Source organism: Balneola vulgaris DSM 17893 (assembly GCF_000375465.1).
In the GTDB taxonomy this organism is placed as follows: domain Bacteria; phylum Bacteroidota; class Rhodothermia; order Balneolales; family Balneolaceae; genus Balneola; species Balneola vulgaris.
The window spans coordinates 18,461-34,576 of record NZ_AQXH01000002.1 but is presented as its reverse complement, the minus strand read 5'-3'; the positions used below and the strand labels follow the sequence as shown (position 1 = coordinate 34,576).

Genomic DNA, 16,116 nt, shown 5'->3' with positions numbered 1-16,116 from the left:
AAGTCAGCTTTAAGATAGATATACAAAAAGGTGCATCATTAATACAAAATGGTGCAAGAATGGAGGATATAGGTTGAGTAGATTTGGGCAAAATAAATCCATCTATGACCTCATTTATCAAAAAGTACTACGAAGCATTTACTAGCGCTTTATTTTTAATCCTAGCACTAGTAGTGGAGCATACTCTTGAATTTTCAAACCAAAGTTGGGTGTACTTCCCACTCTATGCTATATCTTATTTAGCGGTTGGTATTCATGTATGGAAAAAAGCATTCGAATCCATAATGAAAGGCAATTTCTATAGTGAGTTTATGCTTATGGGTATCGCTACAGTTGGAGCTTTTGCCATAGGAGAGTATGCTGAAGGGGTAGCGGTAATGTTGTTCTATATGGTGGGCGAATATACCCAGCATGGTGCGGTGCATAAAGCTCGCCATTCTATAAAAAAACTCATTGATCAACAGCCGGATGTGGCAACCGTTGAACGCAATGGAAGCGAACTTGAAATACATCCCTCAAAGGTGAAGATTGGGGAAGTGATTCGAGTGAAGCCTGGTCAGAAAGTCCCACTAGACGGTAAAATGCTAAGTGATGAAGGATACCTGAATACGGCTGCATTAACAGGAGAGTCAAAGCCCGTATCCCTTCAAAAAGGGGAGAGTGTTTGGGCAGGTTCAATCAATGAAGATCGCCCTATTCGAATAGAGGTAACAGCTGCATACCAAGATTCCAAATTGTCGAACATACTGCACTTAGTACAAGAAGCTTCTCAAAGGAAAGCCCCTACTCAACGATTTATCACTCGCTTTGCGAAGGTTTATACTCCAATAGTGGTATGGTTGGCCGTTGCGGTTACTTTTCTACCATATTTTGTGGTCGATACATACGTGTTTGAGGAGTGGTTTTACCGTGCCTTAGTATTTTTGGTAGTCTCATGTCCGTGTGGATTAGTTATATCGGTGCCCCTGGGATATTTCGGAGGAATCGGCGCCGCTTCAAGAAATGGGATTCTCTTGAAAGGGTCGGATTATTTAGACCAACTTCGCTCCCTGAAAGCACTCTATCTAGATAAAACAGGTACTCTAACGGAGGGGACCTTCGATGTTCAGGAAGTCCACACCCGAAATGAATACAGCCAACAGCAAGTAATGCAATATGCGGCTACTGTTGAAAAGGAGTCCTCCCATCCTATAGCAAAAGCATTGACGAATTTTTATGGAACAGGGGAGCTTTTAGAAGTATCTAGCCAAGAGGAGGTAAAAGGGAAAGGGATTATCGCACAAGTTGGCAAAGACCGAATTGTTTTGGGGAATGCGGCACTTCTAAGTGATCATAAAATTGAGATTCATGAAAACTCAAATACCAAGGAAGCTCCCGTTGCTCAAGTGTTTGTGGCTGTAAATGGTGAACAAGCTGGGTTAATTGTCATTTCTGATCGAATAAAAGAGGATAGTAAAAGCTCTATCGAAGCGCTTCGAAAGCTTGGGGTTGAGCGCATTGTTATGCTATCAGGCGATGCACCCAAAGTAGCAGAGTATGTAGGAAAGCAGCTTGGGGTGGATGAAGCTTTAGGCGGTCTTCTACCGGAAGACAAATATAACATTGTTGAAAAGGCATTGAACAAGGACTACAAGGTTGGCTTTGTGGGCGATGGAGTGAATGATGCACCCGTAATCACATTAGCAGATATTGGCTTTGCTATGGGAGGAATTGGTTCAGATGCGACTATCGAAACCGCTGATGTGGTTATTCAAACCGATCAACCAAGTAAGATTCCATTATCCATACACATTGCAAAGTTTACGCATCAAATTGTATGGCAGAATATCGTATTTGCTCTGTCTATAAAAGTAGGTGTGATGGCATGGGCCACTTTCGGCACGGCTAGCATGTGGGCAGCAATTTTTGCAGACGTTGGGGTAGCACTCATAGCTATCCTGAATGCCATTCGTGTGCAGTCGAAATTTTCGAACGGACATTCACTCATAGCATCGATAAAACATAACCGAAAAGACTATGAGGATGAAGAAAACGAGGCAAGTTGTTGTGCATCAGGTTGCTAAAGTAGAAGCATTACTCCTCAATAATACCACTTGCTGTACCTTGAATATCCATTTTGTCGAAAGATAAAGTGAATACAGTTTCGCCACTGCCAGAGGTGTATTCCAAGTTGCCTTCCAATTGAGATACAAGGGTTCTAACTAAGGTTAAGCCTACCGTTTGAGGGGATTCTAAATCAAAGTCCTCGGGTAGTCCGGCGCCGTCATCTTTAATCTGAACATATATTTTTTCGTTCTTTTCAGATAAGCTTACCAGTACATCTCCTGATTCTATATCATTATATGCATGCTTGAAAATGTTCGTCAATAGTTCATTCACTATAAGAGCACATGGAACCGCCTGGTTCACATTTATGATGATATCTTCAAGGTCAAGATTTAGCTTAATGTCGTTCTTGGTCAGAATTGAGGATTGAATGTGGCCAACCAGCTTCGAAATATTCTCTTTTAAATTGATATATGACAAGCTTTCAGATTGATAAAGTAGCTCATGTATAATAGCTATCGATTGTATTCGACTCTGTCCATTTACAAGATGTTGCTTTACCTCATCATTATTGGACTGGTAGGCTTGTAGGTGCATGATACCCGAAACCAAAGCTAAGTTATTTTTAACTCGATGATGGATTTCGGTAAGCAGAATTTCTTTTTCTTTAAGCGACTCTTTTACTTTAGTCTCGGCCTGTTTTCTTTGGGTAATTTCAGTAGATATACCGAACACACAATTTTCAAATCCACGAATACCCTTCAAAGGTACTTTAGTTGATAGGTAGATAGACTCCTCACCATTCAATACTAAGCGCTCTTCCAGTTCAACCGGTTTGCCGCTATCAATAGCTTCTATATCAGAAAGACGGATATTCTTGTCATCGTCTTCACCAATTATTTCAGCATCTTTTTTGCCAATTACCTGTTCATGTTCTAAACCGAATATATTTAAAAACTCTTGGTTAACGAATTTGAAGGTACCGTCGCGTTCTTTTACATAAATGATGGCTTTTGTTTGATCCATCATTTCCTGAAGCAGTTTCTGGTGGTAGCGAAGATCCTCTTCTGCTTGAATTTGTTGAGTAATCTCAACACCAGTACCTAGAACGTATTTCTTTCCGTTCTCTTCAAAACAGGTTCCGGTCAAATAATAATAAGGGAGTTCACCAGTTTTTTTGTTTTTAATCTGCACATACATTGCTCCAGATTCACCCGTTCTAAATACTTCTTTAGTAGCATCTCTTACTCGCTTATGATCTTTCTCAAGATAGAATTCAAGCGGGCTCATTTTCTGAATTTCTTCTTCCGTATAGCCCAAGGAATGAATGTAGTGATTGTTAATTCGAAGGAAATTAAAATCCTCATCAATCAGGTAAAACAGTCCACTAAAAGCATTAAGTGCTTTATCAATAAAGGCTTTTTCAGTACGCAGGGCTTGTTCAGCTTCTATGCGATCTTGAATCATAATACCCGTTCCAAGAATCACCAATTCACCGTCAATTTCATCTACGGTACCAGACATCAAGAAAGGGATATTTTGATTTAAGGTATTTCTTAAGTGAATCTCTACTTCAAGGTTGCCATTTACAAAAGCACCATGGAAGGCTTTTTTAGCCTTGTCGATTTCTTGAGGGGCTATAAAATCGATGTATTGACTACCAATAATATCTTCCTGCTCATGAAAGTTAAGTACTTCCTTTAGCTTATTATTTACTCTTCGCACTTTTCCTTCTTGATTAATCATGAAGAAAATGCCGGGTAAGCTGTTTACAATTTTTTGATTGAGCTTCGATTGTTGTTTTATCGATTCCTCATATTGTACTCGTTCTGTAATATCACGCGTGATGGTTTGTATCTCTGTGAGTTCCTTAGTGATAGGGTCACTAATCATCTTACTGGTAGTTTCAACCCATCGGTAACTCCCATCCTTATTCCGCATTCGATATTCAACGGTAAGTGGAGCATCGGATTCAAATAACTTTCGGTGTACTTGTTCCACTCGTTCTACATCATCAGGGTGGAAGAAGTCATAGGGTGATTGCCCCATTAATTCTTCAATAGTATAACCCATAACCTCTGTTGATGCAGGTGATACATAAACATAACTGCCATCAGGGGCATGCCGAGCAATCATATCCGTCGCATTTTCAGCGATCAATCTATACTTTTCTTTTTCTTGATGTAGGGCATCTAAGTTCTTTCGGCGTTCAAATAGTTGAGCTAATAAATGGCTACAGCTTTCAAGTGCATACTCAATTTTACTTCGGTCTTGAATTTCTTGATTGGAATAAAATTCGAGAACAGCCTCTGTGTTTCCGCTAACTACCACTGGCATGAAATAGCCTACCTTAAGTTCACAGGCATTGGCTTCACTAAGTCGAAGAAAGGCTGAGTCCGTTTCTTTTATATCTAACCAAACATTTTCTGAACTAGCAGCAGAATGTCCCAAAATCCCTTCCCAAGCTACAAAATCTAAATCTTCAGAAATTTCTACAAAATTTCGGCACTGATCTTTGTCTACTAAGTACCACATTCCAGAACTTCTGAATACCGTTCCTTTTTCAGGATGATCCGTTCTAAAATACATGTGCCCAATAGGCCATTGGAGGAAATCACCGATCATCATCAAGCACTCATTAAGAGCTTCTTTAAAACCGATACTTTTTTTGATGCATGCAGATAAGTCTTTTTGTAAATCTTGAACCTTTAGATCCCAAGAAAGTTTTTCACGAAGTAATTCTTGGTCTGTAACATCCTGAGCAACTACTAATTTACAGGGATTCCCTTCATGCACAATTGGAGTGGATATGATACGTACATGAAGAATTGAACCATCTTTCTTTTTATGTTTCCAAATACCTGCGTTGTTTAGCTCTTGACTATTCTTTGCAACTTCATTCAACAGTTGATCAACTTCAGAGGATGGACGAAGATCCAGTAAAGTCATCTCTAACATTTCTTCTTTACTGTAGCCATACAGTTGAGCTGCCGAATCATTAACTTTTGTTAATTTTAGGCTCTTAGTATCAAAAATCCACATGGGATTCGGATTATCACTAAAAAATATTCCTATTTGCTGCAGCATTTTTGTTTCTATAGTTTCACTCAAGATCGTCCTTTATAGGGTCGCTAGCCGTGATTTCGTGTCTTTTTATTTCTCTCAAGTAGCTCTTGTACTTTCAATAATTATAGTATCGTCAAATAATTTGAATGAATTACTTTAATATTTTTTAAGACAAATCTTGCCGACCTTTCAGAACCGAGCATTTTCTTACGATTTAATTTTAAAAATTTTCTTTAATGGCTTCATTAAACAGCCGTGATAAATCACTTTTAATAGTTGGCATTCTTCTCATCGCTTTTAATTTGAGGCCCGCTTTGGCAGGACTCGGACCATTAGTTGCATTCATCCGGATTGATACAGGATTATCGAATACTTTATTAGGTCTCTTGACTACTTTACCGCTTCTAGCATTCGGCATTATTTCAACATTGACCCCATTATTTACTCGAAGGTGGGGCATTGAAGGCACCTTAACATTAGCGTTATTTTTGCTTGCCCTCGGTTCGGGACTTCGAGTGTTTCCTCAAGCATGGGTTCTTTTTTTAGGAACGGCATTATTGGGCATTGGGATCGCTTTTGGGAATGTACTTTTACCAAGCTTAGTGAAACGGAATTTTCCAAAGCGATCGGGATTCATGACGAGTATGTACTCGGGCATGATGGGCGTTGGGGCGGCTTTAGCAGCAGGAGTGAGTGTGCCCCTTACTGAATATTTGGCTTTAGGGTGGAGAGGAGCTTTAGGCATTTGGAGTATCCCCGCTGTTTTAGCATTGCTGATTTGGTTGTTTCAATTACAGAATGTGGAAAAGTCTTCTAGAAATAGAAGTTTTAGAAAGGCTATGAAAGATCTTGGGAAATCCTCTTTGGCATGGAAAGTGGCTCTCTTTATGGGCTTACAGTCCTTAGCTTTCTATGTAGTACTGGCATGGCTTCCTGATATTCTACAAAGCCGTGGTATGGACAGCTCGATGTCGGGCTGGATGTTATCCTTATCACAAGCAATGGGGGTAGTAGGTTCATTAGTTATCCCAACTTGGGCGGGTAAATATGAAGATCAGCGATTTTTAGTGTGGATATTGATCGGTTTAGAAGCGATAAGTTTGATAGGCCTTATGTTTCCTACTTTGTGGTTGGTGCCATTCTGGGTTTCGGCTATAGGTTTTGCGCTTGGCGGAAGTTTTGGTTTAGCTCTACTCTTTATTGTACTTCGGTCAACGAATACAGAAACAGCCACCGAACTATCTGGAATGTCTCAATCTATTGGTTACTCTTTAGCCGCAATAGGCCCAATTTTAATTGGAGCTATATTCGATGTTACTCAAAGCTGGTTCTATCCCTTACTATTCTTGTTCCTCATTGTCTTTATCAAATTGTATATGGGATTGGGAGCTGCAAAACCAGTTTCCTTAAAACAAAAATAGCCTTACAGAACTGCAAGGCTATTTGAGTATACAAGCATTAGCTAAGTTATTTCAAACTAGCAATTACCTCACTAAAGGCATTAATGGTGTAATCTAAATCTTCATCCGTTAGTGAGTTGGAAAGGAATAAAGCCTCGAATGGGGATGGTGGTAAGTACACTCCTCGTTCGAGCATGCCATGAAAGATTTTAGCGAATAACTTCTGATCCGTGGTGTTAGCTTCATCAAAGCTATGTACGGTTTGATCCGTGTAAAAAATACCCACCATGGAACCAACACGAGTGTTGTAGGAAGGAATGTTGTGTTCATTAAGAACTTGTTCCATGCCCTGTGCCAGCTTTGCCGACTTCGCTTCTAACTCAGCATATATTTGCGGATTGTCACGGAGTTTTTTCAATAGTGTGTAACCGGCAGCCATTGCTAAAGGGTTACCAGAAAGAGTGCCCGCTTGGTATACAGGCCCTGTCGGCGCTACATATTCCATAATTTCTTTTTTACCGCCATACGCACCAACGGGTAATCCAGCACCAATTATTTTTCCATAGGTCACCAGATCAGCAGTTACGCTATAAAGAGCCTGAGCTCCACCGAATGCAACTCTAAAGCCTGTCATAACCTCATCCAAGATGAGAACAATGCCTTGCTCATCACACAGTGATCGTAGTCCTTCAAGAAACCCATCTGCAGGAGGAATACACCCCATGTTACCCGCTACTGGTTCTAATATGATAGCAGCTACTTCATCTTTATTAACTTGAACTAAGCGTGTTACATCTTCTAAATCGTTGAATCGAGCTATGAGCGTATCTTGAGCCGTGCCAGGTGTAACTCCGGGACTACTAGGTTGACCCATAGTAAGTGCGCCACTACCAGCTTCAATCAGGAATGAATCACCGTGACCATGATAACAGCCTTTAAACTTAATAACTTTATTACGGCCGGTATACCCACGAGCCACACGGATAGCGCTCATACAGGCTTCTGTGCCTGAGTTTACCATTCTGATTTTATCCACGCCCGGTACAGCTTCGGTAATTAACTCAGCAATATCGATTTCCAGTTTGGTAGGTGCACCGAATGACGTTGAATGCGCTGCAATGTCTTGAACGGCTTTAATTACATCCGGTTCAGCATGTCCAAGAAGCATGGGCCCCCAAGAGCTTATATAATCGATATACTTATTGCCGTCTTCATCATATAAATAGGAGCCTTTGGCTTTTGAAATAAAGATAGGAGTTCCACCAACGCTGTTGAATGCTCGAACAGGGGAGTTCACTCCGCCTGGGATTACATGTTGCGCTTTCTCGTATAATGCTTTGCTGTTCGTGTAATTCATAATCTTAATTTGATTTCAAATACTTTGCGGCTTCTTTGGCAAAGTAGGTTGCAATTAGGCTTGCTCCAGCTCTTTTAAAAGCTATGAGCGATTCCATCATAATATCTTCTTCATTCAGCCATCCTTTTTCTGCAGCGGCTTTAATCATCGCATATTCACCAGATACATGGTAAACAGATACAGGAACATTGTAGGTGCTGCTAATGCGTTGCACAATATCTAAATAAGGAAGTCCTGGTTTCACCATTAAGATGTCGGCACCTTCTTCAATATCTAGCGCAGCTTCTCTAAGTGCTTCTTGTGCATTTGCCGGATCCATCTGGTAGGTTTTTTTATCTCCAAAACCCGGAGCTGAATCGAGGGCATCTCTGAATGGGCCATAATAAGCCGAAGCATATTTGGCACTGTACGACATAATGCCCACGTTTTCGTGTCCGTATTTGTCTAATTCAGCACGAATGGCTCCCACTCTGCCATCCATCATATCAGATGGCGCTACCATATCTACGCCCGCTACGGCATGGCTTACCGACATAGCCGCTAGTACTTCAGTGGTTACATCATTTATAATTTCACCGTCTTCCACTATACCATCATGTCCGTATTCTGAATAGGGGTCGAGGGCTACATCCGACATCACAAACAACTCAGGATAATGCTGTTTGATATGCCTGATACTTTGTTGCATTAATCCTTGGTCGTTTAACGCTTCGGTTCCCTTGTTGTCCTTTTTCTCATCAGGAACTTTTACAAAAACCAATACAGAACGGATACCAACCTCAACAAGCTCCTCTAATTCGGCATTCAGCATGTCTAACGAATACCTGTAATAGCCCGGCATGCTGGCAATTTCCTCTTTTATATTCGAGCCTTCAGTGATGAAAAGTGGCGCTATAAAATCAGAGGCCTGTAATTGAAATTCGCGCACCATATCTCGGATGGCTGCTTTTCTTCTAAGTCGTCGTGGTCGGTGATTCGGGAAATTCATAAGGGTATACTCTTTAGCCTAGCTATTTAAATTCAACCAGTCGATTGGTTTAAGGTGTTCAAGGAGTTTAGCTTCCGCAGAATTGGGTTCAGGTTGAAAATTATAATCCCAACGAACTCGAGGAGGTAAACTCATAAGTATAGATTCAATACGTCCTTTGGTTTTTAAGCCAAATAAGGTGCCGCGATCGTGAATCAGATTAAATTCAACATATCGTCCCCGGCGAATCTCTTGCCAATAGCGCTGTTCTTCAGTCCAACTTAGCTCTTTACGGCGTTCTACAATCGGTAGGTAAGCCTCTGTAAATGCTTGCCCTGCTGCTTTTGCGAAGTCGAATAAGTCATTGGCACTTAATTCGTTATTAGCACGTAGGTGATCATAAAATAACCCGCCAACACCTCTTGTTTCATCGCGGTGATGATTGAAGAAGTAATTATCGCAAGCTTCTTTGAATCGAGGATAAAACTCTGGATGGGTAGCGTCACAAACGGTTTTATGAACACGATGGAAGTGTTTAGCATCCTCTTCAAACAAGTAGTAAGGTGTTAAGTCAGCTCCACCGCCAAACCATTGATCTTTAATGGCACCTGTTTCCTTATCGTACAATTCAAAATAGCGATAGTTCGCATGTACGGTAGGTATAAATGGGTTCTGAGGATGGAGTACTAAGGAGATTCCTGTTGCAAAAAAATCGGATTCTTCTGTTTCTAACTTCTCCTGTAAACTTTTAGGCAAAGCCCCTTCAACAGCTGAAATATTTACACCACCTTTTTCAAAGATGTTGCCTTCCGAAATAACTCTTGTGCTTCCATATCCAAAGCCTTCACGTGTCCAGTCTTCTATCTTGAAGGTGGCTTTGCCATCAATCTCTTCAATGGCCGTGCAAATATGAGTTTGCAAGCCCGCTACTAATTCTTTGAATGCTTCTTTCTTGGAATCGAACATGAGCTATTAGTAACGATAGTTCTTAATGGTGTTAACGAATGCCTTTGCGTTTTCAACAGGTACATTTGGTAAAATACCGTGCCCTAAGTTGGCAATATGATTCTGTGGACCGAAGCGATCTAACATTTCGATGACTTCTTTCTCAATTTGCTCTGGAGTACTCAATAACTTTGAAGGATCGAAGTTACCTTGAACGGTCTTTCCATCGGCATGGAAACGAGCTTGTTCAGGAGTACAGCCCCAACCAATACCAAAGCCATTTACATTGGATTCCTTAAACAAAGGATAGCTCCATTCAGCATCTTTACAGAACATGATGAGTGGCACTCCATAATCTTCATTGGCGATATCTAGTAAGCAAGGCAGTGCGTACTTCTTGAAGTCATCAGGCCCTAATGCGGCTGCCCACGATTCAAATACTTGAAGAGCTTGTGCTCCTGCTGCTACTTGCTGATGTAAATACTCGATAGTTTGCTCAGTTAATACTTTTAGCACATGTTGAGCCGCCTTCGTTTCTGAAAACAGAAAGCTTTTCGCCGTTGAAAAAGTCTTAGAACCTTGCCCTTCCACTAAATAACAGAAGTTGGTCCATGGTCCACCGGCAAAACCGATTATGGGAACACGTCCATTTAACGCCTTACGGGTAGTGCTAATAGCATCGTATACATACTTCAATTCATCTGTAGCTGGACGTACTTTCACATTCATAGCTTGTTCAGCGGTACGAATTGGGTCTGGGATATAAGGACCGAAGCCAGGCTTTAATTCAACTTCTGTACTTAAGCACTCAAGAATTACCAAGATGTCAGAAAACAAGATGGCTGCATCAGTGCCTACAATATCAATAGGCTGAAGGGTGATTTCACAAGCTAACTCTGGAGTTTTAACACGCTCAAAGAAGGTGTACTTTTTGCGTAATTCCATGTACTCTGGCAAGTATCGGCCAGCTTGGCGCATCATCCAAACAGGAGGGCGTTCTGTTTTTTTGCCTTCAAGAGCATCTAGGAAAAGTCGGTTTTGTAAAGGAGTACTACTCATTAGCTATAGTATTGCGTAAGGGTTTTGGATAGAGATTCGATGGTGGCCTGTTCAGGCATAATAATATTTTGAAAGCCATATTCCGTGGCTGCATTAGCCGTAGTAGGACCAATACAGAACACAGGGATTTCATCTGGAATTTCATTAGCAGATGAAAATGCTTCAATAGCGCTTGGGCTCATAAAAATCATGGAGTCGTAATTCGGCACTCCAGCTTCAGTGTACTTTTTTAAGGTAGAATACACTTCAATGCTTTTAACTGTGATACCAGCCTTAGATAGATCTTCAGTTAAAGTGCTGGCACTTAAATTGCCTCTAAAATGAACTACACTTTTAACGTCCTCTTGGAGTATCAATTTGCTCAATGCCTCAGCATTATACACATCAGGATATGTTGCTTGTATCCCATGTGGCCTTAATAACTCTGCTGTTTTAGGCCCTACGGTGAAACAATGTTCAGGAGCCGTCAATTCGGGAAGTAGGCTTTGAATGGATAGTACAGCATTTTTACTGGTAAAAATCCATGCATCAACATTCTCAGGAATGGAGTTTTTCCATTCACTCACTGGCCTAAAATCGATTTGAATGAAAGGGGTGATATCGAGTTGAAAACAGGGAGAGCTCAGCAGATCAATATTTTGATCTGATAATTCAGTAGTAAGTAATACCCTTGGGGTACTCATAGCTCTACTCTTTATTCATAATTTGTAAAGCGCCTAATTCAATAAGCTCTTCCGCAAGCTCTTTCCCTACAGATGAGGAAAAAGTATCGATAGGATATGATTTATCAATATCTAATTTCTTGGATCCATCGAGCGATAATACAGCACCTCTAAATCGAATTTGTGTATTATCTGCCGTTGGTTGTGCTAAAGCGGCAACCGGAGAGGAACAACCTGCTTCTAAGGTGTTCAAGAAAAGGCGTTCACTTTCAACACATACTCGAACAGCTAAATCATCGATTTTCTTTAAGATTTCTAGAATCTCGGGGTCATTCTTAGTTACAATACCAAGAGCACCTTGTGATGGAGCTGGAAGCATCCAATCAAGTACTTCAGATACTCTCTCTTCGAGCCCAAGGCGTTGTAAACCCGCTGCTGCAAATACAGCTCCGTGCCAGTTACTGTTATCTACTTTGCCTAAACGAGTAGGAACATTGCCTCGTAAATCAGTAACCGTGTCATTAGGAAATTTATTGAGCCACAGTGCTTTACGTCGAATACTGCCGGTAGCCACTATTCGAGGTGAAGGGTCTTCTTTGGTGGTGTTTGGACGTACTAATACATCAAATGGGTTCTCACGTTCGGGAACAGCAGCAAGTACTAAATCATGTTCAAGTACTGTAGGAACATCTTTCAAGGAATGAACAGCTAAATCAATACGGCCTTCTACCAAAGCGATATCGAGTGCTTTCGTGAACACTCCTTTGTCGCCCAGCTTATGAAGTGGGATATCTTGGATTTTGTCACCAAAAGATTCGATTTCAACAAGTTCAGATTCGATACCTAAATTTTGCAATCGAGATTGAACATAGCGTGCTTGCCACAGGGCTAAATCACTTTTTCGCGTTCCTATTCTAAGCATCATTCAATATTTTTTCGAATTCTTTATCTAGGCGGTCGATATGAATAGCCATGATCTTCTTTTTGATACGATGCGTCACTTTCTCAAGGTTTTTATAGGCATCGTTATCGAGCTTGTTCTTCACTTGCTCTAATTCAGAATCGGTGATGGTGGAAAGGCGTTCTTCAATTTCCTTGATGCGGGGAAGCATAAAGTTATTGCGGTCAATCTTGCGGAGGTATTCTGAAAGTTCTTCATCAATAATCTGCTGAAGAATAGGAATGGCTTGCTTCCGTTGCTCAATGGCCTGTTCATTGGCTTCCGTGATGGAATCCATATCAATCAGCGTGATACCATCAATGTTGGCAACGGCTGTATCAATGTTTCTTGGCACAGATAAATCAATAAGTAATTTATCTTGATGGGTACCTGTTAGGTGTTCAGGACGGACAATAGGCTCGGTAGCTCCAGTGGCAGTGATAATTAAATCAGCTTTTTCGATTTCCGCTTGAAGCTTCTCAAAAGAATGAGCTTTGATGTCGAATGATGAGGCTAAATTTTTAGCGCGATGGATGGATCGGTTAACAAGAGAGATGTGCTGAGCACCATTCGAAATCAGGTTCTTACAAGACACTTTACCCATTTTCCCAGCTCCGATTAATAGAATCTGGATGTCGGATAAGTCTTTGAAGTGTTCAAGTGCAACTTGAGTAGCAGCAAAGCCAACAGAGGCTGAACCTCGGCCAAAATCAGTTTCGGTTCTACTACGCTTATGGGCCTTTAGAACAGATTGGAAGAGTTGATGGAATTCACCCGATAAGTGGTTTTTACTGGCTTCTTTATAGGCTTTTTTGAGCTGTTGTATGATTTGAACATCCCCAAGAACTTGAGAGTCTAAACCAATGCCTACTCTAAATAAATGCTGATAAGCATCTTCATCAGTATGGATATATCCATGCTCATGAAGAAACTCTGGCTTTGTATTGGTTGACTCACATAACGCTTTGATTAGTACTTCAGGAGCACAAAATCCATACATCTCAGTACGGTTACAAGTATCCAGAACTACCGCACCACCCGGAATATACCGTGTGTAATGACGTAGCCTGTCTTTTCTTTCGCCGTCTAAGTAAAATAATTCGCGTATAGAGACATCACTTTTCCAGTGAGAAATTCCAACTATACTAAATCTCATTCAATTAACACCTTATTATCCAATCCTTTCCATCAAGCATTGAGTATACCATAGAAATGTGAAGACTTTATGAAGGAAGCTTCATATTTCTAAATAAATCGGCTATTTCGGAACCACCGCGCACACAATCAGGAATAGAAACTCCCCATTTGAAATTACCACCTATATAAAACTTGGGGTGTTCTTGTTCAAAAGCATCCATATGATTTCGAATTTTATGATAGCCAATGTGAAACTGTGGAATAGCATGCTTCCATAACTTCGATTTCACCACGATTGGCTCCGCTTCTGTTTGCAGAATAGATTTAAATTCATCGATAACGTGACCTTCATCATTCAAATAAATAGCAGTATTGTGAGCTCCACCAGCTAACAAGTTAAATTGCAATCGACCTTCAATTGTATGAGCACCGAATAAGTTCGTTTTCCAAATAGCCCCAAGCAGTTTAATCTTTTCTACACGTGGTACTAGAAACCCGAATCCTTTTTGCTGGAAATCTATGTCTCTTTGATTAAATATAAGTTGTGTGGAGAGAATAGGGGGATATTGGATGTCGGATAAATGGTAGGAAAGTGTTGGGTCCCAATCTCTTATTAGAGAACTTAGTACATACGCTGGAAGCGTTGAAATTACATGAGAAGCATTTGTCTTCCCTTCATTCAGAGTAATGGTATAGCCGGCATCTGATTTTTCAATCTCTCGAACTTCGTCGATAATTACATGCTTTTCGATTTTTGCATACAAAGCATCCGTTAGGGTTTGTATGCCGTTTTTGAAGTTGAGAATAGTAGGGGAGTGTTTCTCTTTACCTCCTTTGCTTATAATCCCCTTAAAAATGGAACCATGGTTTTTCTCAAACTCCATTAATGTGGGCACAATTTCCTTAGCACTCATAACTGAAATGTCGCCTGCATAAATACCTGAAAAAATGGGATCGACAAGATATTTAGTGGCTTCTGAACCGATACGACGCTCAAAAAACTCTTGTACACTTTCGCTGGGATGGTAATCACCTTTTATAAACGGCTCTTTCAAGATGCGAAGTTTATCACGAAAGGGTAGAATAGGTGATTTTAGCAGTGAGTTAGGGTGAGCTTTTAAAGCACAAAGTTGGCCATCCCTAACAATGTATCGTGTTTTAAAATCTTCAGAAATAGTAAGAAGCTGAGATGAAATTCCCAGCTCCTCAATAAGTTTTAGAATACTACCGTCTTTATCTCTAATAGTATTAGGACCAAAATCTACGATACTTTGATCGATGGAATCAGATTGTATGCAGCCACCGGGTTTGCCTTTTTCAATAAGCGTAAACTCAATTCCAGCTTTATTAAGATAATACGCTGTTGTGAGCCCTGAAATTCCGCCACCCAATATGGCTACATGCATGAGAGTGTATTAACTAGTGGTTATTAACGAAGCCTCGTAGGCGTCTTCTAAAACAAGAGTACACCATTTTTCTAAGGCATCAATCCATAGATCGTTGTCGTTTAAGCAAGGGATGAGTACAAGTTCTTCGCCACCGGCTTCTTGAAACTCTTCTTCTCCACGGATGCCAATCTCTTCAAGGGTCTCAATACAATCTGAGATGAACGCTGGGCAAGCCACAGCTACTTTCTTTTTGCCTTCTTCAGCAAGGCGTTCAAGTTCTTTATCAGTTGCTGGTGTTAACCAAGGATCAACCCCAAGCTTCGATTGAAATGCCACACTATAAGTGAAGTCCATATCATCCAATTTGAGATACTCTGCTGCATTTTTGGTCGTCATAATATCTTGATGACGGTAACAGAACGTATGAGCCGGGGAGGCCACATTACAACAATCTTTATTCTTTAAGCAATGATCTCCGGTGATATCCCGACGCTTGATATGGCGCTCAGGTACACCGTGGTAGGAGAAGAGTAAATGGTCTAAATCGTCGGTTAAATATGGACGAATAGATTCACCCAGTGCTTTTACATAAAGGGGGTCGTTGTAGAATGCATCTTTGATCTTCATTTTTATATGAGGATAATGCTCAACTATAACATCTTTAGCCTTTTCAATCACTGTTTCTGAGGTCGCCATCGCATACTGAGGGTACAATGGAATTAAAAAGATTTCCTCTAAGTCAGGATTCATAGCAAGTAGGTCATCCACCCCTTTTTTGATAGATGGATTCCCATATCTCATTCCAAGTGAAATAGGGACATCATCCCCAAGACGTTTCTTTAGTTTACTGATTACACTTTCACTTATTACAATGAGGGGGGAACCATCTTCCCACCAAATGCTTTCATATGCTTCAGCCGACTCTTTGGGCCTAAACGGAAGAATTGCACCTTCAACAATCATTTTGCGGATGATTTCTGGAGCATCTATCACTCGTTTATCCATTAAAAATTCACGAAGATAGACTTTTACATCGGCTGGTTCATAAGTATCAGGTGAACCAAGATTAACTAATAAAATTCCAGTTTTAGATTGTGGCATCTCTAATTTAACTCTAGTTTGTTCTACAATTTTAAATACTAGCAGATC

Annotated in this window: 12 protein-coding genes; 2 read left to right on the top strand and 10 right to left on the bottom strand. The window is 40.6% G+C overall.

Annotation, left to right across the window (positions count from 1 at the left end; all coding sequences use genetic code 11):
* The first annotated feature begins 104 nt into the window (after positions 1 to 104).
* Positions 105 to 2,063, top strand: coding sequence for a heavy metal translocating P-type ATPase (locus B155_RS0107295; RefSeq protein ID WP_018127601.1), 1,959 nt, complete (start codon positions 105 to 107; stop codon positions 2,061 to 2,063).
* 10 nt (positions 2,064 to 2,073) lie between these two features.
* Here the strand turns inward: B155_RS0107295 and B155_RS0107290 are convergent, their stop codons facing one another.
* Positions 2,074 to 5,157 carry a PAS domain S-box protein gene (locus tag B155_RS0107290; RefSeq protein WP_157464800.1) on the bottom strand — a complete coding sequence of 1,028 codons (3,084 nt, stop codon included), beginning with the start codon at positions 5,155 to 5,157 and terminating at the stop codon, positions 2,074 to 2,076.
* A gap of 191 nt (positions 5,158 to 5,348) precedes the next feature.
* On the opposite strand from B155_RS0107290, the gene B155_RS0107285 reads away from it, so the two are divergent.
* Positions 5,349 to 6,533 (top strand): CynX/NimT family MFS transporter, encoded by a 1,185-nt coding sequence (locus tag B155_RS0107285; protein ID WP_018127599.1) that lies wholly within the window; start codon positions 5,349 to 5,351, stop codon positions 6,531 to 6,533.
* A 46-nt stretch (positions 6,534 to 6,579) separates the two neighbouring features.
* Here B155_RS0107285 and hemL read toward each other — a convergent pair whose 3' ends face one another.
* The 9 genes from hemL to hemH form a co-directional block, all read right to left on the bottom strand.
* The gene (gene hemL / locus B155_RS0107280) at positions 6,580 to 7,869 is read right to left on the bottom strand and encodes a glutamate-1-semialdehyde 2,1-aminomutase (protein WP_018127598.1); all 1,290 of its coding nucleotides are present in this window, start codon (positions 7,867 to 7,869) and stop codon (positions 6,580 to 6,582) included.
* A gap of 4 nt (positions 7,870 to 7,873) precedes the next feature.
* Entirely contained in the window at positions 7,874 to 8,857 is a 984-nt protein-coding gene (hemB, locus tag B155_RS0107275; protein ID WP_018127597.1) for a porphobilinogen synthase, read from the bottom strand.
* An 18-nt stretch (positions 8,858 to 8,875) separates the two neighbouring features.
* Positions 8,876 to 9,802: an oxygen-dependent coproporphyrinogen oxidase gene (gene hemF / locus B155_RS0107270; RefSeq protein WP_018127596.1), complete on the bottom strand. Its 927-nt coding sequence runs from the start codon at positions 9,800 to 9,802 to the stop codon at positions 8,876 to 8,878.
* 6 nt (positions 9,803 to 9,808) lie between these two features.
* Positions 9,809 to 10,840: a uroporphyrinogen decarboxylase gene (hemE, locus tag B155_RS0107265; RefSeq protein ID WP_018127595.1), complete on the bottom strand. Its 1,032-nt coding sequence runs from the start codon at positions 10,838 to 10,840 to the stop codon at positions 9,809 to 9,811.
* Positions 10,840 to 11,523: a uroporphyrinogen-III synthase gene (locus B155_RS0107260; protein ID WP_018127594.1), complete on the bottom strand. Its 684-nt coding sequence runs from the start codon at positions 11,521 to 11,523 to the stop codon at positions 10,840 to 10,842. The genes hemE and B155_RS0107260 overlap by 1 nt, the downstream gene beginning before the upstream one ends.
* A gap of 4 nt (positions 11,524 to 11,527) precedes the next feature.
* Positions 11,528 to 12,427, bottom strand: coding sequence for a hydroxymethylbilane synthase (gene hemC / locus B155_RS0107255; protein WP_018127593.1), 900 nt, complete (start codon positions 12,425 to 12,427; stop codon positions 11,528 to 11,530).
* The gene (hemA, locus tag B155_RS0107250; RefSeq protein WP_040368335.1) at positions 12,417 to 13,598 is read right to left on the bottom strand and encodes a glutamyl-tRNA reductase; all 1,182 of its coding nucleotides are present in this window, start codon (positions 13,596 to 13,598) and stop codon (positions 12,417 to 12,419) included. Before hemA ends, hemC begins: the two co-directional genes overlap by 11 nt.
* Before the next feature lie 67 nt (positions 13,599 to 13,665).
* Positions 13,666 to 14,985 carry a protoporphyrinogen oxidase gene (hemG, locus tag B155_RS0107245; protein WP_018127591.1) on the bottom strand — a complete coding sequence of 440 codons (1,320 nt, stop codon included), beginning with the start codon at positions 14,983 to 14,985 and terminating at the stop codon, positions 13,666 to 13,668.
* Positions 14,986 to 14,994: 9 nt separating this feature from the next.
* A complete protein-coding gene (gene hemH / locus B155_RS0107240) occupies positions 14,995 to 16,068 on the bottom strand; it encodes a ferrochelatase (protein WP_018127590.1) in 1,074 nt (357 codons plus the stop codon).
* Between the last annotated feature and the right edge of the window lie 48 nt (positions 16,069 to 16,116).